The organism is Jeongeupia wiesaeckerbachi, from assembly GCF_050916355.1.
Classification (GTDB): domain Bacteria; phylum Pseudomonadota; class Gammaproteobacteria; order Burkholderiales; family Chitinibacteraceae; genus Jeongeupia; species Jeongeupia wiesaeckerbachi.
Genome location: NZ_CP136946.1, coordinates 2,926,281 through 2,950,183 on the forward strand (window position 1 = coordinate 2,926,281; position 23,903 = coordinate 2,950,183).

The window sequence follows — 23,903 nt, forward strand, 5'->3', positions numbered from 1 at the left end:
TGGGCTTGAATCGCCCGGTTCAAATTCGGAATAATTCATCCGTCGCCGCTGCGACGGATTACGTGCAGAAGACCATGACAGATTTACAGCTGGGTTCATTGATCGCGGGGGGCGCCATTGTTGCGGCCGTCTATGCCTTCAACTGGTGGCAAGAACACCGCTACCGCAAGCAGGCGCAGCGCGCCTTCGCGCAGAACCAGCCCGACGTGCTGCTTGAAACGCAAAAGAACATGGTTCGCCCGGCTGCCAGTGGCCAGCGGCTTGAACCGATGATCGAGCCGGTGGCTGCACCTGCGGCCGCGCCTGCTCGTCGCGAGCCGCAGCTTGACGTGCCCGAGGTCGACGTCGACGTCGATCTGCCGTCATTCGACGACATTGCCGAGCCCGTGCGTGCGCCGGAGCCGAAGGTCGCGGTCAAGCAGGTCGAGCTGCAGGATGTCGAAGTGCTTGCGACCAGTCAGCTCGATGCTTCGCTCGATTTCATCGCCGAAGTGCACGCCGCCGAGCCGGTTCCGGCTGCCGATGTGCCGCAGTTCCCAGCTTCCAAGCGCGTGATGGTGCTGGGCCTGACCGAAGCCGGGCAGTGGGAAGTCGTCAGTGGCCGCAGCACCAGCCGCTACACCGAACTGCGCGCCGGCCTGCAACTGGCCGACCGTCAGGGTTCGCTGACGCAGGAGCAGCTCAACGCCTTCTGCATGGCTGTGCAGCAGTTTGCCGATGAGCACGAGGCCGTGGTGACCTTCCCGCAGCGCTCCGGCAAGCTGACCGCCGCCAAGGAACTGGACGAATTTTGCGCGTCGGTCGACGTGCTGATCGGCATGAATGTCGTCAGCCAGGGCAGACCGTTCCCGATGGAGCGGGTGCGCGTATTTGCCGAGCAGGCCGGTTTGGCGCGCGGCACCGATGGGCTGTTCCACTACCGTAGCGAGTCGGGCAAGGCGCTGTTTTCGCTGGTCAATCAGGATCAGAGCCCGTTCGGCAATACCAGCGACGGACTGACCTTCCTGTTCGATGTGCCGCGCGTTGCCGGTGGTCTGCCGGTTTTCGATCACCTGAGCGACATTGCCCAGCAACTGGCCAACCTGTTGGCGGGGGATCTGGTCGACGACTCCGGTCGCCCGCTGGCGCCGGGCAGCATTGCCAACATCCGTCGGCAGTTGACCAATATCTACGCGCAAATGGATGACCGCGGCATTGCGCCGGGGTCGATGGCGGCGCTGCGCTTGTTCGCCTGATCCATTTTTTTGATGATGCCAAGGCGCCGCTGTCCGACAGCGGCGTTTTTCGTTCAGGACCAGACATCATGACTGCTTCCGATCCCGTTTCCCGTGCTGCTGAACTTCGCGCACTGTTGCATCGCTACGGTCACGAGTATTACGTGCTTGATGCGCCGAGCGTGCCCGATGGCGAATACGACCGCCTGTTCCGCGAGCTTGAAGCCATTGAGGCTGCGCATCCGGCGCTGAAGTCGACCGATTCGCCGACGCAGCGTGTCGGCGGCAAGCCCTTGCCACAATTCCAGCCGGTGCCGCACGCCGTGCCGATGCTGTCGATCCGTACCGAGACCGACGTGACCGCGCAAGGGGCGTTGGCGTTCGACGCCAGCGTGCGCAAGGAGCTGGCGCTGACCGAGGCCGATGCGCCGGTCGACTACGCGGCCGAGCTGAAGTTCGACGGCTTGGCGATCAGTCTGCGCTACGAGGGTGGCGTGCTGGTCCGTGCCGCGACGCGGGGCGATGGCGTGACCGGTGAGGATGTAACGCAGAACATCCGTACCGTCGGGCAGATCCCGCTACGCTTGTTTGGCAATGCACCACCGCTGCTCGAGGTGCGTGGCGAGGTCTATATGCGTCGGGACGACTTTGACGCCATGAACGAGAAACAGCTTGCTGCGGGCGCCAAGACCTTCGTGAACCCGCGCAATGCGGCGGCCGGCGCGGTGCGCCAGCTCGATCCTGCGATCGCAGCGACGCGGCCCTTGTCGTTCTTTGCTTACGGTGTTGGCGAAGTGTCGGGCTGGGAGGGGGCGCCAGCGGCGCATTCGGCGCTGCTCGATGCGTTGGCAGGCTTCGGCCTGCCGGTCTGTGCCGAGCGGGTTCGTACGCAAGGCGGCGCCGGATTGGCTGCGTTCCACGACCGGGTGGCCGGACTGCGGGCGGCGCTACCGTTCGATATCGATGGTGTGGTCTACAAGGTCGATGCGCTGGCGTTGCAGCAGGAGCTGGGCTTCCGCAGTCGCGAGCCGCGCTGGGCGGTTGCGCACAAGTTCCCGGCTCAGGAAATGCTGACGACGGTCGAGGCAATCGATGTGCAGGTCGGCCGGACCGGGGCGATCACGCCGGTGGCACGGCTGCAGCCGGTCTTTGTCGGTGGCGTTACCGTCACCAATGCCACGCTGCACAATGAAGATGAGGTGCGCCGCAAGGACGTGCGCGTTGGCGATACGGTGATCGTCCGTCGCGCCGGCGATGTGATTCCCGAAGTGGTGGGCGTGGTGCTCGAACGGCGGCCGATGGTCGACGAGGCGGGTGGTGACCTGTTTTCGCCAGTGCAGCGGCCGCAATACGCGCCGTTCGAATTGCCGAAAGCGTGTCCGGTCTGCGGCTCGCACGTGGTGCGCGAAGAGGGCGAGACGATTGCTCGCTGCTCTGGCGGGCTGTTTTGCTCGGCCCAGCGCAAAGAGGCGATCCGGCACTTTGCCGGGCGACGGATGATGGACATTGAGGGCCTTGGCGAGCGCTATATCGACAATCTGGTCGATCTCGACTACGTCCACGGCATTGCCGATCTGTACCGGCTGACCCTGGCCGATTTGCTGGAAATGAAGCAGCGTGCCGACGAGCGCGATGGCATGGTGCCGGAAACCGTCAAGGCGGGGCAGGTGGCCAGCAAGTGGGCCGAAAACCTGATCGACGGCATCGCCGCGAGCAAGCGTCCGCCGTTGGCGCGCTTGCTGTTTGCGCTCGGTATCCGCCACGTCGGTGAGTCGACGGCCAAAACGCTGGCCGATTGGTTTGGCGATCTGGCGCTGATCCGTCAGGCGCCGGCGCCGCTGTTGCGGGTGCTGCCCGACGTCGGGGCGACGGTCGCCGATTCGATCGCCGATTTCTTTGCCGAGCCGAAAAACCAGCAGGCGCTCGATGCGCTGCTGGCTGCCGGCGTTGCGCCGGCCGATACGCATGCGCCGAGCGCGGCGTGGCGCGACAAACTGGCGCCGGCCGAACTGTACGCGGCGCTCGGCGTGGCAAAGCTCACACCGGTGCGCGCGCGCCAGCTTGCCGAAGTGGCGCCTTCGCCGCAGGCCTTGATTGACCTTGATGAGTCGACGCTGTCCGGGTTGCCTGCCGATGTGCGTGCGTCGCTGTTGGCATGGCTGGCGAATGCGGAGAACGGTGCAATGCTGAGGGCGCTGGGTGCACAGCGTGACGCCTTGCTGGAGTCGCTGCCGGCTGATCTGGCGCCGCAGGGGGTGTTGTCCGGTAAAACGCTGGTGCTGACTGGGGCGTTGCCGTCGCTGACGCGCGACGAGGCGCAGGCCATGATCGAAGCTGCCGGTGGCAAGGTGTCGGGCAGTGTGTCGAAGAAAACCGACTATGTCGTCGCTGGCGAGGCTGCGGGGTCGAAGCTGGCCAAGGCGGAGTCGCTCAGCGTGGCGGTGCTGGATGAGCAGGGTTTGCGTGCGTTGCTGGGTGGCGTTTAGTTTTTTGAACGAGTGATGGATGATTGTTGGGCTTGCGTTGTTGGTTTAATTTGTTGAACAATGACTGAATGCGTAAATCTGAAGCACTTCGCCTTTTCGGAACCCAGAGCCGGCTTGCCGACGCGCTGGGTTTGGGGCGTTCTGCCGTGTCCCAATGGCCGGATGAACTCGGCCAGCGCCAGTCCGACCAGGTGATGGGGGCTGCGCTGCGGCTCGGATTGCTGGCGCCAGAGAACAATCACAAAGGAGCAACTTCAATGCAGAAAATCCGCAAGGCCGTCTTCCCGGTGGCCGGTATGGGGACTCGTTTCCTGCCCGCCACCAAGGCCAGCCCGAAGGAGATGATGCCGGTCGTTGACAAGCCGCTGATCCAGTATGCCGTTGAAGAGGCGCTTGACGCCGGCATTACCGAGATGGTGTTCATCACTGGTCGCAACAAGCGCAATATCGAAGATCATTTCGATAAGGCGTACGAGCTCGAGAGCGAGCTTGAGGCCAAGGGCAAGCAGAAGTTGCTCGATATCGTCCAGTCGATCATTCCAAAATCGGTAACGTGCATCTACATCCGCCAACCGGAGGCTCTGGGACTTGGTCATGCGGTGCTGTGCGCCGAGCCGGTGGTTGGGGACGAGCCGTTCGCGGTCATTCTTGCCGACGACCTGATCGATGGTGGCGCAACGTCCGAAATGGCGCGCATGGTCGAGGTGTTCGGTGATACCCATTGCGCCGTGCTCGGCGTCGAGGAAGTGCCGCGCGAAGAAACCAGCTCGTACGGCATCGTCGCCGTCGACGACAGCAACGGTCGCCTGCGCATCAACAATATCGTGGAAAAGCCGAGGCCCGAAGAGGCGCCGTCGACGCTGGCCGTCGTTGGTCGTTACATCCTGACGCCGCGAATTTTCCATCACCTGCAGCACGTGCAGCCGGGCAAGGGTGGCGAAATCCAGCTGACCGACGGGATCTTCGCGCTGATGCAGGAGCAGCACATCCTCGCGCACAAGCTCAAGGGGACGCGCTACGACTGTGGCTCCAAGCTCGGTTACCTGAAGGCGACGCTCGCCTACGGTCTGAAGCACCCGGAGGTCGGTGGCGAATTTGCCGAGTATCTGAGCCGCTTCACGCTACCCAAGGTTTAACGCCAGGTGTGGTAAGCAAGCGCAAAAGACAGGGCGGCCCACGGGTCGCCTTGTTTTTTCATGCTCGCCAGCGAGTGCATATGATTGAAGCACCGGCGCCGTTTCGCTGCGCCGGCGAGGGGCGATCATGCTGGCCATTCTCGGCGGTGCCGGTGCAACCTGGTTGTCGGGTCTTGAGGTGTCTCGTCGTCTGGTGGTGCGGACGCCGTATGGCGAGCCGTCTGGCCCGCTGGTGTTCGGCGTACTTGGCGAGCAGCCTGTGGTCTTCCTGGCGCGCCACGGTTATGGCCACACGATTCCGCCGCATCGCATCAACTATCGCGCCAACATCTGGGCACTGGCCGAGCAGGGGGTGACGGGCATCGTTGCCCTGGCATCGGTGGGGGGCATCAAACCTCAGCTTCGCCCGGGGGCGCTGGTGTTGCCGGACCAGCTGATTGACTACACCTGGGGGCGACAGCACACGTTTTTCGATGGTGGCGATCAGGCGGTCACTCATGTCGACTTTACCGAGCCGTACGACGAGTTGCTCTGCAAAGCCCTCTTGCAGGCAGCGAAGCGGGGGCGGATTGCGTTGATCAACGGCGGTGTTTACGCCTGCACGCAAGGGCCGCGGCTGGAAACGGCGGCCGAGGTGCGCAGGGTGCAGCGCGATGGGGCCGATATGGTCGGCATGACGGCCATGCCCGAGGCGGCGCTGGCCCGGGAGTGTGGCGTGCCCTACGCCATGCTGGCGGTTGTCGCGAACCGTGCTGCGGGTCTGGCCGAGAGCGTGGACAGCGTCAATCGGGTCGACGCGGCGCAAGTGCTCGCACTCGGCATGGCATCGGCTGAAATGCTGCTAAAAAATATGTGAGCATTCCCTAAAGTTCTCCGGGATGCCGACGATAAGTGGTTCAAGGACGCAGCAACGCTGGTCCGGCTTCCTAAAAATATCGTCTCTCTATCGGAGAAACATCATGGCTCAAGTCATTAACACCAACGTTGCTTCGCTCACTTCGCAACGCAATCTTGGCACTTCGCAAGCAGGCCTCAATACCTCGCTGCAACGCCTGTCGTCGGGTCTGCGCATCAACAGCGCCAAGGACGACGCAGCCGGTCTGGCCATCTCCCAGCGCATGACCAGCCAGATTCGTGGCCTGGATCAAGCCAACCGCAACGCCAACGACGGCGTTTCGCTGGCGCAAACGGCTGAAGGCGCGCTGTCGTCGGCTGGCGATATGCTGCAACGGATTCGCGAACTGGCCGTTCAATCGTCGAACGCAACCAACTCGTCGAGCGACCGTCAGGCGATCCAATCGGAAGTCGGTCAACTGACTTCGGAACTCGACCGCATTGCCAAGACCACCAACTTCAACGGCAAGAACCTACTGGACGGCTCGTTCGGTACCGCTACCTTCCAGGTCGGCGCCAACGCGAACCAAGTGATCCAGGCCAGCGGCGTGAACTTCCGCACCAACAACTACGGCAACAACTCGGTTGCGGTTGACCAGCCGGCGGTTGGCGCTGCGACCAAGACCGTGGCGGCCCAAGCGGTCAAGATCAACGGTTCGCTCGGTTCGGCTACCTACACGACCACCGCGACCGATACCGCACAAAGCATCGCCCAGCAAATCAATGCCAAGAGCGATCAGACCGGTGTGAGCGCAACGGCTTCGACCAGCGCCAACCTTGGTCTGGGTGCTGAAACGTATACCCTGGGCATCACGTCGGACAACACCACTGCGGCAACCGTATCGTTCAGCGTGAGCGGCGGCGCGACCACGGCAGACGACTATGCTTCGGCGATCAACTCGATCAACGCTGCAACTTCGAAGACCGGCGTCACCGCCGAGTTCGACGCGGTCAACGGCGGCATCAAGCTGACCAATGCATCGGGTAACGACATCAAGGTGACCAACCAGGCTGCTGCTGCCAACACCAAGCTGGATGTGAACAGCTACGATGCCGACGGCACCACCGGTGCGGCTGCATTCGATGCCAAGGCTGCTGCTGCGGTTGCTGTGGCCAACGGCCGCGTGACCCTCGACTCGGCCAACAGCTTCTCGGTGACGGATGCCGGTTCGGGCTACGGCCTGACCAAGGCTTCGACGCTGGATACCGTTGCTTCGCTCGACGTGACCAGCTTCGCCAACTCGCAAAAGGCACTGAAGATCGTCGACTCGGCTCTGGCCGCAGTGAACGGTCAGCGCGCCCAGTACGGTGCCCTGCAGTCGCGCTTCGAATCGTCGATTGCTAACCTGCAAACCACCTCGGACAACCTGTCCGCTTCGCGTAGCCGCATCCAGGATACCGACTTCGCGAAAGAAACCGCGACGATGACGCGTAACCAGGTGCTGCAACAAGCCGGTACCGCGATGCTGGCCCAAGCTAACGCGCTGCCGAACCAAGTGCTGAGCCTGCTGCGCGGCTAAGACTCGGGTTTGACATTACGTTAAACTGACAGCCCCGGCCACGTGCCGGGGCTTCTTGCAGGAGAGGGAACCCATGTCGATTTCGGCGATCAATCCCCTGAGCCAAAGCTCACCGCTGCAACCGCAAGGAGATGCGAAGCAGCCGGCCGTGCAGCTTGCGGCGACCACCCAAGCCGCGAATGGTGCCGTAGTGACCAATCCGGACGCGGTGCAGGCGCTCACCCCCAAGCAGCAGTCGGCCGCTGTGGAGGATGCAGTTAAAAAACTGAATGAGACCGTCCAGTCCTTGCAGCCCAAGGTTGGCATTGAATTCAGCATTGATGACGACACCAAGACGCCGCTGGTCAAGGTGATCGACACGCAATCCAAGGAAGTGATTCGGCAGATTCCGACGCAGGAAGCGTTGAACATCGCCAAAAGTATCGACAAACTGCGGGGTTTGCTGGTGCGTGACAAGGTTTGACCCCGCAATCAGTCTGAAAGGGAGCACATATGGCAACGATCACTACGAATGGCGGTTCCGGCCTCGATATCAACTCGATCGTCTCGCAGTTGATGCAGATCGAGCAGCAGCCGATCGCCAAGCTGAACACCAAAGAGGCGAGCTTCCAGTCGCAGTTGAGTGCGCTCGGGACAATCAAAAGTGCGTTGTCGAACTTTCAGACGGCGGTGTCGTCGTTGCTGGACCTCAGCAAGCTGAACGGCGTGAAGGCCAGCTCTTCCAATAGTGATGCGGCGACCGTATCGGCCAGCAACACGGCAGATCTGGGCAATTTCTCGCTCGACATCCTCAAGTTGGCGCAGCGTCAGCGGCTGACCAGCCAGGGTGGTCAGTTCACCTCGGCCGATCAGGTGCTGGTTCCTGCCGGTTCCGGCGTCAGCCAGTCGAAGTTGACGTTCACGTTCGGCAAGATCGACGCAACGGCCCCCGACGGCTTTATCCCCAATGCAGATCCAAAGGCCAAGCCCACCTCGGTGACCATCGCCGATGGGAACGGTGACGGCAAGCTCACGCTGGCCGAGGTGCGTGACTCGATCAACAAGCAGACCGATCTGGGTGTGACGGCGTCGATCGTCAAGGACTCCGACAATAGTGTTCGGCTGGTGCTGACGGGGGCGAATACCGGCGAAAACTATGCATTCAAGGTCGGTGTGAGTACGACCGATGCCAGTGGCGTGGATGTCGCTACCGATCTGTCCAAGCTGGCGTTCGACCCCAAGAATGCGACGACCGATGCCTCGGGCAATTTGAATACCAGCGGCTTCACCATCCTGAAAGACGGGCTGGCCCAGAACGCCAAGGCCAAGGTGAACGGCATCGAAGTCTCCAGCGCCAGCAACACGATGACCGAAGTCGTGAACGGGCTGACGATCAATCTGCTCAAGACGACGACCGACAGCAACGGTGTCTCCTCCCCGGTCCAGCTGACCTCCGGGCGTGACAGTGGTTCGATCAAGACGGCGCTGACGGCCTTCGTCAAGGCGTACAACGATGTGCAAGGGTCGATTAGCCAGGCTGCAAGCTACGACCCCAAAACCAAGACGGCCGGCATCTTGCAGGGTGATGCGTCGGTGCGGGGCGTGCAGAGCCAGTTGCGCAGCATGCTGGGCGAGGCGTTCGGCAGTGGCGACGATGCCATCAAGACACTGTCGCAGCTGGGGGTCGCTTTCCAGCAGGATGGCAAGCTCGCGCTGGATTCGACCAAGCTCGACAAGGCCGTGACCAACAACCTTGATTCGGTGATGTCTTTCCTCGGCTCCTACGATAAGACCAAGAATCCGACCAAGGCGCCGGCGTCGAGCGCGGATAGCTTTGGTGTCAAACTGAACGACATGCTCGACAAGATGCTGACCAAGGGCGGCATGATGGATAGCCGCACCGACGGCATCAACAGCAGCATCAAACTGCTCGGTCAGCAGCGCGATACGCTGACCGCCAAACTGACGGAAACCGAAACCCGGTTGCGCAAGCAGTACGTGGCGCTCGATCAGACGCTGACCAAAATGCAGCAAAGCAGCTCGTCGCTGATGGCCATGCTGTCGAGCTTGTCGTCCAACTGATCTGGTCGCTGAAAGGGAAAATGGATGCTGGGAATGAAGAAGGCGCTGAACGCCTATGGTCAAACGTCGGTTGAAATGGCGGTGGATGTTGCCAGCCCGCACCGGCTGGTGACCATGTTGTTCGAGGGTGCCATCAAGTCCGTGATGATGGCGAAAGTGCATCTGGAAGCGGGCAATATCGCGGAGAAGGGTGCCGCGACCTCGAAGGCGATCGCCATTGTCGACGACGGCCTGCGTCTGTCGCTGGACAAGGAACAGGGTGGGGCTCTGGCCGCAAACCTTGATGCACTCTACGAGTACATCAGCACCCAGTTGCTGCAGGCCAATTTACGCAACGATGCAGCGCTATTCGACGAGGTGCTGGGCTTGCTGAGTGGTCTCAAGCAGTCTTGGGAGGCCATCGACCCTGCCGCGCAGGCAGCGCAGGCCGTCGAGTCGCCACGTCCGGATGCCGCCAGCGTGCTCAGCTATGGCCGTGCATGACGCGCTAGCCCGGCTGCAGTCACTGCACGACAGCCTGCTGGCTGTGAAGCAGGCGCTGGCCGCTTCGGAAGATGAGGCCTTGCTGGTGGCGCTGGCACATTATGACGAAGTCGCCGCGGCGCAATTGCCGATGGATTGGTCGGCTTCGCCGCAGCGACAACAGGCTGTCGCCTTGATGACAGCGTCGCAATCCATGCTGGAGGAGCTGATGCCGCTGGTCCGACGGGCCCGCGATGAATCCCAGGCAGCACTGCAAAATGTCCACAACGCCGATAAACTGAATCGAGCCTATCGCTGATAACGCCCCGTGGCGGGCGACGGAACCGAGCATGAATGGCATTCTGATCACTTGGCAGCAACTGCTATACGTCAGCCTCGGCCTGATCGTGTTCTATATCGCCCAGTTGCTGTTCTTCCTGAAGCGCCACGGTTGGTCGTGGCCAAAGCACACTAGCGCGCCCGATGCAGCCTTGCGTGTCGAAGTGGTGGCGTTGCGGCAGGAAATCGAGCGGCTGAAAATTCGTCTCGCCGCTCAGCAGGTCGAGCCGGTGACCAGCGGTGCGGAGCCGGCGATCGAGGTCAGCGACGAATCACCCTATGCACATGCGATCCGTTTGGCGCGTCTGGGGGCGGAGGCCTCACAGGTCGCATCGGTCTGCGGATTGTCCCGCGGCGAGGTGGATCTGATCATCGCGCTTTACCGCAAACAGGGTCACAAGTAGTCATGCTCCCGGGGAGCAACGCAGTCGGTCTGCTGCAGCAATACCTGCAGGGCCAGACGCCGCTGATCGATACCGCCCGGCTGGCAGGTACCGAAGAACTGCTGTTGACGGTTGGCGAGCGCCTGCAGGCGATTGTCCGCAACGAACTGCCCAATGGCCGCTTCGCGGTGCAAATCAAAGATCAATTGCTCGACCTGAACCTTCCGCGCAATACGCAGCCGGGGGAGCAGATCGAGCTTGAGGTCGTCTCGACGTCGCCAGCCTTGCGGTTTGCGCTGCTGCAGGGGGCTGCAACCGAGCCGCGTCAGGCGACGACGCTCAGCACTGCCGCGCGTACCCTGGCCGAGCTGCTGCGCCCGGCCGCAGGCGCCGCAGCGAGCGGCGTTGATGATCCTGAGCCCCTGCTCAAACTTGATCATGCCGCAGCCCCTGACGTTGCCAAGCTGACCGAGCGGCTGGCGCAAGCCATCAACAATAGCGGTCTGTTTTACGAGTCGCATCAGGCTGACTGGGTGCGTGGCGAACGACCGCTGCAGGCGTTGATGCGTGAACCGCAGAATGCGTTGGGAGCGGAAACGCCGCGCGCGGCTGTTGCTTCGCCGCCGGACGGCGCCGGCGCCGCGGCGCCGCGAATCGACGAGACCCGGGCGGTGCTTGGGCAACTGGTTCAGCGGCAGCTTGATGCCCTCGATCAGGGCGGAGTGGTCTGGCAAGGGCAGGCATGGCCCGGGCAGCCACTGCGCTGGGCGTTGAATACCGAAGTGCCTGACGACGACCATCAAGCGGCCAGCGCGGACGAACAGGCAACGCGGCGCTGGCAAACCCGTCTTGATCTGACGCTGCCACGGCTCGGTGCGGTCTCGGTGCTGGCCGAGCTGCACCAGGGGCAGTTTTCATTGCGCTTTGTTTCGCCGCAGCCGGAAACCCGGGCCGCGATCAGTGCATGGCAACCGGTGTTGCAGGCGCGCTTTGCCGCGGCCGGATTGGCACTGGCGGGAACGCCGGCGGTGGTCTCCGGTGAAGACGGAGGGGCGAGGTGAGCAAGTCGCACAATCGCCAGCAGGCGGTGGCGCTGGCTTATGCCGATGGTGGCGGCGCGCCGCGGGTCGTTGCCAAGGGGCAGGGGCTGACTGCCGAGCGCATTATCGAGAAGGCGCGCGAGGCCGGCGTGTTCGTGCACGAATCCCCAGAGCTGGTGTCTTTGCTGATGCAGGTCGACCTGGACCGGCACATTCCCGAGCAGCTGTACCGCGCGGTTGCCGAGCTGCTGGCATTCATCTATCTGCTTGAAGCCGGAGCCGACGTGACGGCGCCGTTGTTCAAGGCGCCGCCAGCGGTCGCGAACCAACAACCCTAGAAAATACCGAGCGCCTTGAGCATGACGATGGCGATCAGCAGCGGCGATACATATCGCAGCAACACGAACAGCGTGCGCACCAGCGGGCGGTTCTTCAACTGACCGTCATTGGACAGCCCGGCGGACAGCTTGGCGATGCCGTATGACCAGCCGACAAACAGGCAGATCAGAATGCCGCCCAGCGGCAGCAGTACGTTGGAGCTCAGGTAGTCGAAGAGATCGAACGCATTCAGGCCGAACAGCTTCCAGTCCTGTGTCAGGCTTTGCGACAGTGACGCCGGCGCGCCAAGCAGCGCAACCACCGCCAGCGTAATCAAGGTGGCTTTCTTGCGGCTGTAGGACCAGCGTTCGGTCATCATCGCCACCGGCACTTCGAGAATCGACAGCATGGCGCCGAGCGATGCGATCGCGGTCAGGATGAAGAACAGCGTCATGAAGATCCGTCCGCCGGGCATGCTGTCGAACACGGCCGGAATGGTCATGAACACCAGCGATGGCCCTGCGGCGGGCTCGAAGCCGAACGCAAACACCGCCGGAAAAATCGCCATGCCGGCCAGTAGCGAGACGCTCAGGTCGGCAACCATCACCCGTGCTGCGGTGGTCGGGATGTTCTGTTCCGGGCGGAAGTAGCTGCCATAGGTCAGCATCGTGCCCATGCCGATCGACAACTTGAAGAACGCCAGTCCCAGCGCCGTCAGCAGTACGCCGGTGCCGATCTTGGAAAAATCCGGCGCGAACAGGAAGCGCAAGCCCTCGGCGGCGCCTGGCAGGGTCAGGCTGCGTACGCACAACGCGATCAGCAGCAGGAACAACAGCGGCATCAGTTTCTTGGCGACCGCCTCGATGCCTTTGGAAACGCCGAGCATGATGATGCCACCGGTGATCACCAGTACCAGCCACTGCCAGGACAGCGCCTGCGCCGGCGATGAAACCAGCGTGCCAAATGTTGCTTTGGCGCTGGACGGATCGGTGTGGCCAAGCGTGCCCGTCAGGCTTTTGACGACGTAGGCAAAAACCCAGCCGGCGACCTCGGTATAGAACGCCAGGATCAGTACCGCGGCGACCAGGCCCATATAGCCGATGGCCTTCCAGAACGGTTGTTTGGGTGAGAGAATTTCGAAGGTGCTGACCGCGTTGGCGCGCGCGGTGCGGCCGAGCATGATCTCGGCGATCATCACCGGCAGGCCAACGAGCAGGGTCGCCAGCAGATAAACCAGCAGGAAGCCGGCGCCGCCGTTGGTGCCGGTCAGGTAGGGAAACTTCCAGATGTTGCCGAGCCCGACTGCCGAGCCCAGCGTGGCGACCAGGACGCCGAAAGTAGAGGTGAAACCGTCACGTTGCGCCATGGCGCGTACTCCCAGTGGCGTCGTCGACGGTCGGCATGGCCCCGGTCGCTGCATCGGTACGGCGTGCCCGCACCGGGACGAACGAAGAACCTTGCCGCGCTCGGGTCGCGCGCAGTTTCCGCGGACGACTCAATTGCGTAATAGACCGCACCGGGATCGCCGGCGGCGGAAAGGCGCGGATTATCATCCCGATCGGCCAGTTTGTCGCTTCGGGAAAACCGCAGCGCAGACGCGGTAAAATGGCGACATGAACGCTGAGACGCCCGCCGCACCCACCGATACCCGACTTGCCGCGCTGATCGAGCACGTCAAGGCCTTGCCGCACCTGCCCGGCGTGTACCGCTATCTCGATGCCGATGGCGCGATACTGTACGTCGGCAAGGCGCTGGACCTGCGCAAACGGGTCGGTTCGTACTTCCAGAAAAACGACCATGGTCCGCGCATCCGGCTGATGCTATCGCAAGTCGCGAAAATCGAAACGACAGTCGTGCGCAGCGAAGCCGAAGCACTGGTACTGGAAAACAACCTGATCAAGGCGCTTTCGCCGCGCTACAACATCCTGTTCCGCGACGACAAAAGCTACCCGTATGTGATGATCAGCGGCCATGCCTCACCGCGGCTGGCGTATTACCGTGGTGCGCTCGACAAGCGCAACCAGTATTTCGGGCCGTTCCCTAATGGCTACGTGGTCAAGGAGTCGCTGCAGCTGCTGCAGAAGGTCTTCAAGCTGCGCACCTGCGAAGACACGGTGTTCGCCAACCGCTCGCGCCCCTGTCTGCTGCATCAGATCAGGCGCTGCTCGGCGCCGTGCGTCAATCTGATCAGCGCCGAGGATTACCGGCGCGACGTCAACAATGCGGCATTGTTTCTCAGTGGCAAGGCGAACGAGCTGCTCGATGAACTCGAAGCAAGGATGGAGGCAGCATCGGCGGCCTGGGATTTCGAGCGCGCGGCGCTGCTGCGCGATCAGGTTCAGGCGCTGGCCAAGGTGCAGGAGCGGCAGTTCGTCTCGAGCAACACCAGCGAGCTGGATGCTGACATCGTCGCCTGCGTCGTCAAAGACGGCCTGGTGTGCGTGAACCTGGCGATGGTCCGCGGCGGTCGACATGTCGGCGACAAGAATCTGTTTCCGAGCCATGCCGACGACTACGACGCGGCCGAAGCGCTGTCGGCCTTTCTGGCTCAGCATTACCTCGACCGCAGCGTGCCGGCCATGGTGCTGTGCCAGCCTGCGCCGCCGGATGCCGAGGTGATCGCGTCGCTGCTCTCGGACCAGGCCGGGCGGATGGTGCGGCTCAACAGCAATCCGAACGGCGAGCGCAAGGTCTGGCTGGAAATGGCGACGAAGAACGCCGAGCTGGCGATCGCGCTCAGGCTCGGTCAGGCCGCGACGCAGGCCGGCCGGCTGGCGGCGCTGATCGATGCGCTGGGTTTGCCCGACGAGACGCAGCGGATCGAGTGCTTCGATATCTCGCACACCATGGGCGAGTTGACCGTGGCGTCGTGTGTGGTCTTTGACCGTGGCGATATGCAGCCCAAGGAATATCGTCGCTACAATATTGAAGGCATTACCGGCGGCGACGACTACGCGGCGATGAAGCAGGTGCTGACGCGTCGTTACGGCAAGATCGCAGCCGGCGAAGGCGTCGTGCCGGACGTGATCTTGATCGACGGTGGCAAGGGGCAACTGACGCAAGCCGAGGAAGTGATGGCCGAGGTCGGCCTGACGCAGCCGGTGCTGATCGGCGTGGCCAAGGGCGAAACCCGCAAGGCGGGGCTGGAGCAACTGATCCTGGCGACGACGCACGAGGTCAAGCACCTGAAGCGCGACCATCCCGGCCTGCACCTGGTGCAGCAGATCCGTGACGAATCACACCGCTTCGCGATTACCGGTCACCGCGCGCGGCGGGCCAAGGCCCGGGTGGCGTCGAGCCTCGAGGACATCGAAGGCGTCGGCCCGAAGCGGCGTCAACGCTTGTTGGCGCGCTTCGGTGGCTTGCAGGGCGTCAAGGCGGCGAGCGTCGACGATCTGATGCTGGTCGACGGTATCAATGCCGCCTTGGCCGAGAAGATCTACGCCGCACTGCGCGGCTGATTGCCGCGGTATTCCATCACTTCTTCGTCATTGATCAGCTCGCCGGTCGCGACCCAGCCGCAGCGGCGGTAGAAGCCGTGAGCGCGCACGGCCGGGTCCGGGTTGGCGACGAGCCAGATCCGGGCGTGACCGAGCGATTGCAGCCAGGCGACGACGTGATCGAGCAAGGCCTTGCCGATGCCTCGGCCTTCAAAGTCCGGCAGGATCGCCAGCACCAGCATCTCGCCGCCGTCGCGATCGCCGCTGGCAAAGCCGACGATGCGGCCATCGATTTCGCACAGCCAACCCTTGATCGCGCCGCTCAGCATGGCGGCCGCGCTGGATTCAGGCGTGATGCCGTAGCTGGCGAGCGCTTCGACGCTGAGGGCGTTTTCGCGGGTTTGTGCGCGCAGGGCAAACAGCGCGGGCAGGTCGTTGCTTCGGGTCTCGCGGATCAACATGGCTTCAGGTTTTGGGTCCGATATTCAGTGCATCCCAGCCGGCATGGCCGAGTTGTTCCAGTGTGGCGATATTGCGCTCGAAGATCACCGATGCGTCGGGGAAGGCAGCGGTGGCCCGGGCGATGCTGTCCTCGCGCAGCAAGTGCAGCGTCGGGTAGGGCGCGCGATTGGTGTAGTTGCTGATGTCGTCCGGCTCGGTCCCGGCGAACTGAAAGCGTGGGTGGAAGCTGGCGATCTGCAAGATGCCGTCGAGATCGTGTTCACCGACGGCTTCCTCGGCAATGCCGACGACGTCGTTGAAATCGAGGAAGTCGTCCAGCAGCGTCGGATGGATCAGCAGTGTCGTATCGATCAGTGCCGGATCGGCGGCGGCCAGCAAATCGAGCTCGCGATCGAGTTCATCGAGGAAGCCGTCGAGATGCCGCGCTTCGCTGACGACATAGCGAACCTGCTCCTTGATGTAGACGGCTTTGGCAAAGGGGCAGAGATTCAGTCCGATTACCGCTTTCTCTAGCCAATGACGAGTTGCTTGAATTACGTGTCGCTGGTCCATCAGATGATCTGCATAAGTCGTCGAGCCTGAATTTTGCGCTTCCTGCCTCGATTCTCCAAGCCGTAAGAAGTTTAGGGTTCTTGTTTGTTTTGGCGTCCGATGGTGTTGCTTGGTGCGCTTGCATCGGCTTTGTACGTGTTTATTCTTACTTGTGGTAGAATTTTTATGTCAATTTCTGATTGGGAAGGGTTGGTTGATGAGCGTGCTTCGCATGGTTGTCGCATTTGCTTTCATGCTGGTCATGAGTGTGGCCCAGGCTATCAACATTCCTGTCGGAGGCGTCAATGGCAAGGGGTATTTTCTTCGCGATTATGCGCACCTTTTAAAGAACGGCGGGGCAGCGGAGCAAAGTATCACGGCAGTGCAGCGTGAGGCATTTGAAACGAAATCAACGCCAATTGTTATCGTAACGATCAATCGCATGCGCGACTATGGCTATGGCGGAAAAGATGTTCACCATTTTTCGCGCTTGTGGTTTAACAAGTGGGAGATCGGGACCGAGCGAACGAATCATAAAAATGCAGGGATATTGTTGTTGGTGAGCAAAGGTGATCGCATGGTGAGTATTCAGTTGGGTAATGATTGGCGCCACAATTGGGATAGCGCTGCCCAAGCGATTATCGACGAAAAAATATTACCTGCTTTTCGTGAAAAAGACTTTGGAGGCGGCATTGCCCAAGGGGTTGAGGCATTGGGCGTCATGGCAAAGTTTGGCCCGGAGGCGGATCCTGCGCGTTTCTCGCCCTCAGGGGAGGAACTCAGTGAGAGTGAGCCAGACAGTAGTCAACCCAGTGTTGATGTTGTGCAGCCAGACCCCGATCACGCCGTTTCGTTGCAGCCGGATTCGACCCCGGATAGTACCCCCGTATCAACCGAGTCGCTCTGGCGCAACCCGATCGTCTGGATGATAGGGCTGTGCTTTGGATTGGGGTTTGCATTGGTGATTCTCGGGATTGTAGAGAAAGACCCGGAAAAGCGATCGCAGCTCATCAAGTACGGTGTCATTCTGATGGTGTTGCCGCTCGCCCTGATTGCTTTGCTGGCCGCATTCAGTGGCCGCTCAAGAGGCGCTTCAAATGCCTCTTCCAATGCCTCTTCCGGTCAATCATCTCGCAGCGAGGGAGGGTATTCCGGCGGGGGCTTTAGCGGGGGCTCGTCTGGTTCCGGAAATGACGATGGAGGCGGGGCTTCCGGGAGTTGGTAGGGAATGGCGCAGTGATTAGCTGAATGCCTGTCCTACGTCCAGGATGTGGCCCGCGCTGCAGGATTGTTGTTGATTCTGTTTGACAATGGCCGAATTTTTAGCCGAGGTTTTGGCTAGGCATTGCGCATTTTGGGTTTTTTGCGAACATACAGTGTCTTGCGGACCCGGGCGACGGTTTCGCCCTTGGCGTCGAGAATGTCAACCTGGAATCGCGGCAGGTATTTTTCGCCGCCATCGGTCCGCGTGCGGATGTCGTCGAGCGTGGCCCGGTCGAGCCGGAAGCGCGCGGTGACGACGCCCCGACCGGGCGCGAGGAAATCGATGCTGGCGCTCTGGTCCCAGACGTAATAATCACGGCCGAGTACATGCAACAGCATCAGCATGTACCAGGCGTCGGTCATTGCAAACAGGCTGCCGCCGAAGTGGGTGCCGACATAATTGCGGTTGTACCAGCGCAGGCGCAGCTCGACGTCGACCTCATGGAAGTCGGCGGAGATATGTGTGGCGTGGATGCCGGTCAGCAGAAACGGGGGCCACCAGTTGATCAGGCGGCGCAGGGTGCTGGCTTTCATGATGGCCCTCGGTTGATGTGGGAATCAAAGTCTCAAACGATCGTTTTGTTGTCAATGCCGGCCGCTACCGACGGGGCTGTTTGCTGAATGGCGGTCCTCGGTGGCAGGGGTGTTTCAAGCGGGGGTCGATTGCGTGTTTCGCGCAACCGCGGCAAACGGCTAGAATGCGGTCTTTCCCGCCTTGCCGACGCTGCACCGATGCCCCTGAATCTGCCCATCATGCTTACCTGGTTGCGCGTTGCGCTGATTCCCGTGTTCGTCGGCCTGTTCTACCTGCCCGACGTACTGGTCAGCATGCCGATGAAGAACGAGGTCGGCGCGGTCATCTTCGCCGTCGCGGCGCTGACCGACTGGTTCGATGGTTATCTGGCCCGGCGCTGGAACCAGACATCGAGCTTCGGCGCCTTCCTCGATCCGGTTGCCGACAAGCTGATGGTTGCCGCAGCCTTGATTCTGCTGGTCGAAATCGGCCGGGCGCCGGCGTGGCTGGCGGTCATCATCATCGGTCGCGAGATCACGATTTCGGCGTTGCGCGAATGGATGGCGCAGCTGGGCAAGACCAAGAGCGTTGCCGTGGCGACGATCGGCAAGTTCAAGACCGCAGCACAGATGGTCGCCATCCTGTTCCTGCTTTGGTACGGCCCGCTGCTGCCGGGCGTACCGACCGAGCTGATCGGCACGATCGCGCTCTACATCGCCGGCGTGCTGACCATCGTGTCGATGTTCTACTACCTGCGTGTTGCCGCCCAGCAATTCCGTGAAGGCTGAGTCGCCGACTGGCGGCGTTGCCGTTATCGGCGGCTTCTATTTCTGCTATTTCGCCTTCAACGGCCTGTTTTCGCCGTACTGGGGGCTCTATCTCGCCGCACTGGCGCTGCCGGCGTGGCAAATCGGTATTCTGACGTCGCTGACGCAGGTCAATCGCATCTACGCGCCGGCGATCTGGGGCTGGCTTGCCGACCGTAGTGGCCGACGCCGGGCGATCCTGCGCTTGGCGGGTGCGGCCGGGCTGGCCGGTTTTCTGTCGCTCCTCGTCGTCGACACCTTCTGGCCGATGTTTCTGGCCGTGCTGTTCGCCAGTTTTTTCTGGAGCGCTGCGCTCCCCCTGGTCGAGTCGCTGGCGATCGACCGGCTGGCCGGTGACAGTGGCCGTTACGCGCGGCTGCGGGTGTGGGGTTCGATCGGTTTCATCGTTGCCTCGTTGGGCGCCGGTTACTGGATCGAATCGAGCGGGGCGAAGGTCTTTCCGCTGGCGGTGGTTGGCACAATGGCGGGCTTGGCGGTGTACTGCTGGCGCTTGCCCGAGTCGCCAGCGCGCGCCGCCGTGGTTCAGGTATCGGCTGGTTTTGGCGAAATCCTGCGCCGGCGTGAAGTCAGGGTGTTCTTCGCCGGCTGCTTCCTGATGTCGCTGGCTCATGGCCCGTACTACAGCTTTTATTCGATCCATCTTGCCGAGCACGGTCTGACGCAAAGCACGATCGGCTGGTTGTGGACCGTTGGGGTCTTGGCCGAGGTGGGGCTGTTTCTGGCCATGCCGTTGCTCAATCGCCGCTTCTCCCCCAAGGCGCTGTTTGTCGGTGATTTTGTCATCGCGACCGGACGCTTCCTGCTGATTGCGCTTGGGGCACACAGCTTGCCGCTGCTGTTGCTGGCGCAGCTTGGCCACGCGTTTACCTTCGCCTGTCATCACGCCGTTGCCATGGGGTATTTGCATCGGCACTTTGCCGGCGCCCATGCGGCCAAGGGGCAAGCCTTGTACATCGCGGCGTCGTTCGGGATAGGCGGCAGTCTGGGTGGGGTGCTTGCAGGCTTTCTCTGGGCCGATTTTTCCGGCGCCACCGTGTTTGCCCTGGCCGCAGGTGTGTCCGCGATCGGCGGCATCCTGTGCGCATTCGGCCTGCTCAGTCAGGGGAAGTTCGCCATGACAGCGCGGTAAAATGACGGTTGTCGTCCGGCCGGAGTATTGCGACGATGTTCAGCCTATTCGCCTGCTAGCGTAAACGCAGGTTGACCTAACTGGACAAGCAGCAATGATCATTGTGATGCAGCACCATGCGTCCGACGCCGAAATCAGCGCCGTCGTTGACGAGATCCGTAAAGCCGGCCTGCAGGAGCACGTATCGCGTGGCTCCGAACTGGTCATCATCGGCGCTATCGGCGACGAAGACCGGATCAATCCGGGGCATTTCGAAATCATGGCCGGCGTCGAGCGTGTAACGCGCGTCACCAAGCAGTACAAGATCGTCTCGCGCGATTCGCATCCGCAGGGATCGGTGATCAAGGTGCGCGGCATCCCGATCGGCGGCGAGCAGATCCAGGTAATCTCCGGGCCGTGTTCGATCGAAACCCAGGATCAGATGAATATCTCCGCCGACGCAGTCGCGGCGGCCGGTTGCCGGATGATGCGCGGCGGCGCCTTCAAGCCGCGTACCAGCCCGTATGCCTTCCAGGGCTTGGGTATCGAGGGGCTGGAGTACTTTCAGCAGGCGGCCGGACGGCACAACCTGCCGATCGTGACCGAGCTGATGGATGTGCGGATGCTCGATACCTTCATGGAGTACGACGTCGACGTGATCCAGATCGGCGCGCGCAATATGCAGAACTTCGATCTGCTCAAGGAAGTCGGCCGCGTCAACAAGCCGATCATCCTCAAGCGCGGCCTGTCGGCGACGGTGAACGAGTGGCTGATGGCTGCCGAGTACATCGCCGCCGGCGGCAACCACAACATCATTTTTTGCGAGCGTGGCATCCGCACCTTCGAGACCGCCTATCGCAACGTCCTCGACGTGACGGCGATTCCGGTCCTCAAGCGAGAAACGCACCTGCCGGTGATCGTCGATCCGAGCCACGCCGGCGGCAAGGCGTGGATGGTGCCGGCGCTGGCGCAGGCGGCGGTCGCGGCAGGTGCCGACGGCCTGCTGGTCGAAATGCACCCGAACCCGTGCGATGCATGGTGCGACGCCGACCAGGCGCTGACGCCTGATGAACTGAAGGCCTTGATGGTCACGCTGGGCGCCATTGCCAATGCGGTCGGCCGTACGATCTAAGTCATCCCCAAAAGGACAAAATAATGCAGAAAAACCTGTTTCGTAGTGGTTTGCTGGTCGGTGCACTGGCTTTGTCGGTGATGAGTGGCGCGCAGGCGCGGTCGATGCTCGACGGCGATTATCGCGTCGAGCGTCTGGTGTACGACGGCAGCGTCCAGCGCTTCGGCGATGATGGCAAGCTGACGGTGAAGATCGACGGCAGCCACATCAGCGGTTTTGCCGGTTGCAATCGCTTCATGGGGCAGATCCAGTACGGCGTGCAGCCGCTGAAGATCGGCCCGCTGGCATCGACCTTGATGGCCTGCATCCAGAATGAGACGGCAACCAACGAGCACGCGATGCATCAGGTGCTCAACGGCGCCAAGTCGTTCTCGCTGGCTGATGGCAAACTGATTTTCAGCAATGACGCCGGCAATCTGATTTCGTTGGTGCGCGCGGATGCGGCGGCACCGGCCGCGGTCGAGCGTGTGCTGGAAATTTCACCCGAGCGTAAAACCTGCAGCGGTGTCGGCAAAATGGAATGTCTGCAGGTGCGCGAGCCGGGTGCGGCGGACTGGCAACTGATGTATTTCGGCATTGAGGGCTTCGAGCCGCAGCCGGGCGTCGGTTACGTCGTCAAGGTTCGCGAGGAGCGCGTCGACAATCCGCCGGCGGATGCGCCGAATCGCAAACTCATCCTGATCGAAACGCTGGAAACCCGTCGTTGATCGTGCAATCTCGTTAGAATGCCGGTGTTGCCCCGGTTTTCGAGGGTAATGCCGGCCGTCTATGCTGCCGCCGCCTGGTCTGGCGGCGGCTTTTCCATTTTTATCCCTGCCGCAGGGCGGGGCGATGATCCGATGACTCCTGTTCGCAAACTGGTTCTGCTGGGCACCGGCCTGATCGGTGGTTCGTTCGCGCTGGCGCTCAAGCGTGCCCGCTTGGTGCAGCACGTGGTCGGCGTCGGCAGAAATGCCGCGAATCTGTCGCGTGCGCTCGATCTGAACGTGATCGACAGTGCATCGCACGTTGCGGTAGAGGCGGTCGAAGGTGCCGATCTGGTGCTACTGGCGACGCCGGTCGGGCAGATGGGGCGCTTGATGGCCGAGATTGCGCCGGCCTTGCCCGACGATTGCATCGTGACCGACGGCGGTTCAACCAAGCAGGATGTCGCCGCGCTGTATCGCGAGCACCTCGCCGGGCATCTGTCGCATTGCGTACCGGGGCATCCGATCGCGGGTTCAGAGCTGTCCGGCGCCGCCGCGGCCCAGTACGGTTTGTTCGAAGGGCGCCGGGTAGTGCTGACACCGCTCCCGGAGACGATTGCCGGTGCGGTCGGGCGGACTCGCGACTTGTGGCAGGCCTGTGGTGCCGACGTGTTCGAGATGACGCCGGCCGAGCACGACGGCATTTTCGCCGCGGTTAGCCATGTGCCGCATCTGTTGTCGTTTGCGTATATGAATGCCTTACTCGACAAGCCCGATGTCGCTGGTTGTCTGGATTTTGCCGCAACGGGGTTTCGGGATTTCACCCGCATTGCCGGCTCGCACCCGGACATGTGGAGCGACATTGCAATGGCCAACCGCGGTGCGGTGCTGGCTGATCTGCGTGCCAATGTCGACGCCTTGCAGCAACTGATCGGGTTGGTTGACGCTGGCGATGCCGATGCACTGAAAGTCTTTATCGATCGCGCCAGCAAGGCGCGAACCGAGTGGGGCGGGCGAGCCCGCAAGTAATCCGTTCAATGCGTGCGACGACGTCGCACCGACGCCAGGAGAAGAGCATGAGTTATGTACCGGATGTTGCCCGCTACGATGGTCGCATGCCTTACCGGCGCTGCGGCCGCAGTGGTCTGCTGCTGCCGGCGGTGTCGCTGGGCATGTGGCACAACTTTGGCGGCAACAAGGCGTTCGAGGCCAGCAAGGCCATGATCCACAAGGCGTTCGACCTGGGGATTACCCATTTCGACCTCGCCAACAACTATGGCCCGCCTCCGGGATCGGCCGAAGAAACCTTCGGTCGCGTTCTCGCCGATGGCCTGCGGACGCATCGTGACGAGTTGATCGTTTCTACCAAGGCCGGCTGGCAAATGTGGGATGGCCCGTACGGCGACCTTGGTAGCCGCAAGTATCTGGTCGCCAGTCTGGATCAGAGTCTCAAGCGCATGGGGCTCGACTATGTCGACGTTTTCTATTCGCATCGTCCCGATCCCGATACGCCGCTTGAGGAAACGATGGGTGCCCTCGATGCGATCGTTCGTCAGGGCAAGGCGCTGTACGTCGGCATTTCTTCGTACTCGGCCGAACAGACGCTTGAGGCTGCGCGCATCCTCAAGCAACTGGGTACGCCTTGCCTGATTCACCAGCCGTCGTATTCGATGTTCGATCGCTGGATCGAGCGGCCGGCACACGCCACTGCGCCGGCGCTGACCAAGGTGCTTGCCGACGAAGGCATCGGTTCGATCGCGTTCTGTCCTTTGGCGCAGGGCGTGTTGACGAGCCGCTACCTGGGCGGAATTCCTACCGATTCGCGTGCGGCAGCCGAAGACAATCCCTTCTTGACGGCCGACAAGGTCGAGGCGCGTCTGGCGCAAGTCAGGGCGCTGAACGAGATTGCCGCCGAGCGCGGACAGAGTCTGGCGCAAATGGCGCTGGCCTGGGCGCTGCAAACGGTGACGTCGGTCATCATCGGCGCCAGCCGGGTCGAACAGATCGTCGAAAATGTCGGCGCAGTCGAGCGGCTGGATTTCAGCGCCGACGAGCTGTCGAGGATCGAAGCGATCCTCGGCGCCTGA

At 62.0% G+C, this 23,903-nt stretch carries 24 protein-coding genes; 20 read left to right on the forward strand and 4 right to left on the reverse strand.

From position 1 onward, the window contains the following. The first annotated feature begins 74 nt into the window (after positions 1-74). The 12 genes from R0382_RS14295 (at position 75) to R0382_RS14350 (ending at position 11,873) form a co-directional block, all read left to right on the forward strand. Positions 75-1,235 (forward strand): cell division protein ZipA C-terminal FtsZ-binding domain-containing protein, encoded by a 1,161-nt coding sequence (locus R0382_RS14295; protein ID WP_432720408.1) that lies wholly within the window; start codon positions 75-77, stop codon positions 1,233-1,235. 68 nt (positions 1,236-1,303) lie between these two features. Further along, complete coding sequence (gene ligA / locus R0382_RS14300) at positions 1,304-3,700, forward strand: NAD-dependent DNA ligase LigA (RefSeq protein WP_432720410.1); 2,397 nt, start codon at positions 1,304-1,306, stop codon at positions 3,698-3,700. A 257-nt stretch (positions 3,701-3,957) separates the two neighbouring features. Continuing rightward, the gene (gene galU / locus R0382_RS14305) at positions 3,958-4,836 is read left to right on the forward strand and encodes a UTP--glucose-1-phosphate uridylyltransferase GalU (RefSeq protein ID WP_432724173.1); all 879 of its coding nucleotides are present in this window, start codon (positions 3,958-3,960) and stop codon (positions 4,834-4,836) included. A gap of 127 nt (positions 4,837-4,963) precedes the next feature. Beyond that, on the forward strand, positions 4,964-5,692 hold the full coding sequence (locus R0382_RS14310) for an S-methyl-5'-thioinosine phosphorylase (protein WP_432720412.1): 729 nt from the start codon (positions 4,964-4,966) through the stop codon (positions 5,690-5,692). A 103-nt stretch (positions 5,693-5,795) separates the two neighbouring features. After that, positions 5,796-7,250 (forward strand): flagellin, encoded by a 1,455-nt coding sequence (locus R0382_RS14315; RefSeq protein ID WP_432720414.1) that lies wholly within the window; start codon positions 5,796-5,798, stop codon positions 7,248-7,250. 73 nt (positions 7,251-7,323) lie between these two features. After that, entirely contained in the window at positions 7,324-7,713 is a 390-nt protein-coding gene (locus R0382_RS14320) for a flagellar protein FlaG (RefSeq protein ID WP_432720416.1), read from the forward strand. Between the two features lie 29 nt (positions 7,714-7,742). Next, positions 7,743-9,311, forward strand: coding sequence for a flagellar filament capping protein FliD (gene fliD, locus R0382_RS14325; protein ID WP_432720417.1), 1,569 nt, complete (start codon positions 7,743-7,745; stop codon positions 9,309-9,311). Between the two features lie 33 nt (positions 9,312-9,344). After that, the gene (fliS, locus tag R0382_RS14330) at positions 9,345-9,794 is read left to right on the forward strand and encodes a flagellar export chaperone FliS (RefSeq protein WP_432720419.1); all 450 of its coding nucleotides are present in this window, start codon (positions 9,345-9,347) and stop codon (positions 9,792-9,794) included. Further along, positions 9,781-10,092, forward strand: coding sequence for a hypothetical protein (locus R0382_RS14335; RefSeq protein WP_432720421.1), 312 nt, complete (start codon positions 9,781-9,783; stop codon positions 10,090-10,092). The genes fliS and R0382_RS14335 overlap by 14 nt, the downstream gene beginning before the upstream one ends. Positions 10,093-10,123: 31 nt before the next feature. Beyond that, on the forward strand, positions 10,124-10,516 hold the full coding sequence (locus R0382_RS14340; protein ID WP_432720422.1) for a DUF2802 domain-containing protein: 393 nt from the start codon (positions 10,124-10,126) through the stop codon (positions 10,514-10,516). Between the two features lie 2 nt (positions 10,517-10,518). Continuing rightward, entirely contained in the window at positions 10,519-11,556 is a 1,038-nt protein-coding gene (locus tag R0382_RS14345; protein WP_432720423.1) for a flagellar hook-length control protein FliK, read from the forward strand. Further along, entirely contained in the window at positions 11,553-11,873 is a 321-nt protein-coding gene (locus tag R0382_RS14350; RefSeq protein ID WP_432720424.1) for an EscU/YscU/HrcU family type III secretion system export apparatus switch protein, read from the forward strand. The genes R0382_RS14345 and R0382_RS14350 overlap by 4 nt, the downstream gene beginning before the upstream one ends. Here the strand turns inward: R0382_RS14350 and R0382_RS14355 are convergent. Continuing rightward, positions 11,870-13,219, reverse strand: a complete 1,350-nt coding sequence (locus tag R0382_RS14355; RefSeq protein WP_432720425.1) for a sodium-dependent transporter — start codon at positions 13,217-13,219, stop codon at positions 11,870-11,872. The two genes, R0382_RS14350 and R0382_RS14355, sit on opposite strands and share 4 nt — an antisense overlap. A 247-nt stretch (positions 13,220-13,466) precedes the next feature. On the opposite strand from R0382_RS14355, the gene uvrC reads away from it, so the two are divergent. Further along, complete coding sequence (gene uvrC / locus R0382_RS14360; protein WP_432720426.1) at positions 13,467-15,314, forward strand: excinuclease ABC subunit UvrC; 1,848 nt, start codon at positions 13,467-13,469, stop codon at positions 15,312-15,314. On the opposite strand, the gene R0382_RS14365 is transcribed toward uvrC, so the two are convergent. Both R0382_RS14365 and R0382_RS14370 read right to left on the reverse strand, forming a co-directional pair. Then, complete coding sequence (locus R0382_RS14365; protein ID WP_432720427.1) at positions 15,293-15,754, reverse strand: GNAT family N-acetyltransferase; 462 nt, start codon at positions 15,752-15,754, stop codon at positions 15,293-15,295. The two genes, uvrC and R0382_RS14365, sit on opposite strands and share 22 nt — an antisense overlap. Positions 15,755-15,758: 4 nt before the next feature. Continuing rightward, positions 15,759-16,307 carry a DUF1415 domain-containing protein gene (locus R0382_RS14370; RefSeq protein ID WP_432720428.1) on the reverse strand — a complete coding sequence of 183 codons (549 nt, stop codon included), beginning with the start codon at positions 16,305-16,307 and terminating at the stop codon, positions 15,759-15,761. 196 nt (positions 16,308-16,503) lie between these two features. Between R0382_RS14370 and R0382_RS14375 the strand changes: the two genes are divergently transcribed. Continuing rightward, positions 16,504-17,511: a TPM domain-containing protein gene (locus R0382_RS14375; protein ID WP_432720430.1), complete on the forward strand. Its 1,008-nt coding sequence runs from the start codon at positions 16,504-16,506 to the stop codon at positions 17,509-17,511. Positions 17,512-17,624: 113 nt separating this feature from the next. Here R0382_RS14375 and R0382_RS14380 read toward each other — a convergent pair whose 3' ends face one another. Beyond that, complete coding sequence (locus tag R0382_RS14380; RefSeq protein ID WP_432720431.1) at positions 17,625-18,083, reverse strand: DUF4442 domain-containing protein; 459 nt, start codon at positions 18,081-18,083, stop codon at positions 17,625-17,627. A gap of 198 nt (positions 18,084-18,281) precedes the next feature. On the opposite strand from R0382_RS14380, the gene pgsA reads away from it, so the two are divergent. The 6 genes from pgsA to R0382_RS14410 all read left to right on the forward strand — a co-directional run bounded on the left by pgsA (position 18,282) and on the right by R0382_RS14410 (position 23,903). Next, positions 18,282-18,851 (forward strand): CDP-diacylglycerol--glycerol-3-phosphate 3-phosphatidyltransferase, encoded by a 570-nt coding sequence (gene pgsA / locus R0382_RS14385; protein WP_432720433.1) that lies wholly within the window; start codon positions 18,282-18,284, stop codon positions 18,849-18,851. Beyond that, positions 18,841-20,019 carry an MFS transporter gene (locus tag R0382_RS14390; RefSeq protein ID WP_432720436.1) on the forward strand — a complete coding sequence of 393 codons (1,179 nt, stop codon included), beginning with the start codon at positions 18,841-18,843 and terminating at the stop codon, positions 20,017-20,019. The genes pgsA and R0382_RS14390 overlap by 11 nt, the downstream gene beginning before the upstream one ends. A gap of 94 nt (positions 20,020-20,113) precedes the next feature. Beyond that, positions 20,114-21,130: a 3-deoxy-7-phosphoheptulonate synthase gene (aroF, locus tag R0382_RS14395; RefSeq protein ID WP_432720438.1), complete on the forward strand. Its 1,017-nt coding sequence runs from the start codon at positions 20,114-20,116 to the stop codon at positions 21,128-21,130. A gap of 23 nt (positions 21,131-21,153) precedes the next feature. Continuing rightward, entirely contained in the window at positions 21,154-21,837 is a 684-nt protein-coding gene (locus tag R0382_RS14400; protein WP_432720440.1) for a DUF4377 domain-containing protein, read from the forward strand. Positions 21,838-21,969: 132 nt separating this feature from the next. Further along, a complete protein-coding gene (locus R0382_RS14405) occupies positions 21,970-22,845 on the forward strand; it encodes a prephenate dehydrogenase (RefSeq protein ID WP_432720441.1) in 876 nt (291 codons plus the stop codon). Between the two features lie 47 nt (positions 22,846-22,892). Then, entirely contained in the window at positions 22,893-23,903 is a 1,011-nt protein-coding gene (locus R0382_RS14410) for an aldo/keto reductase (RefSeq protein ID WP_432720443.1), read from the forward strand.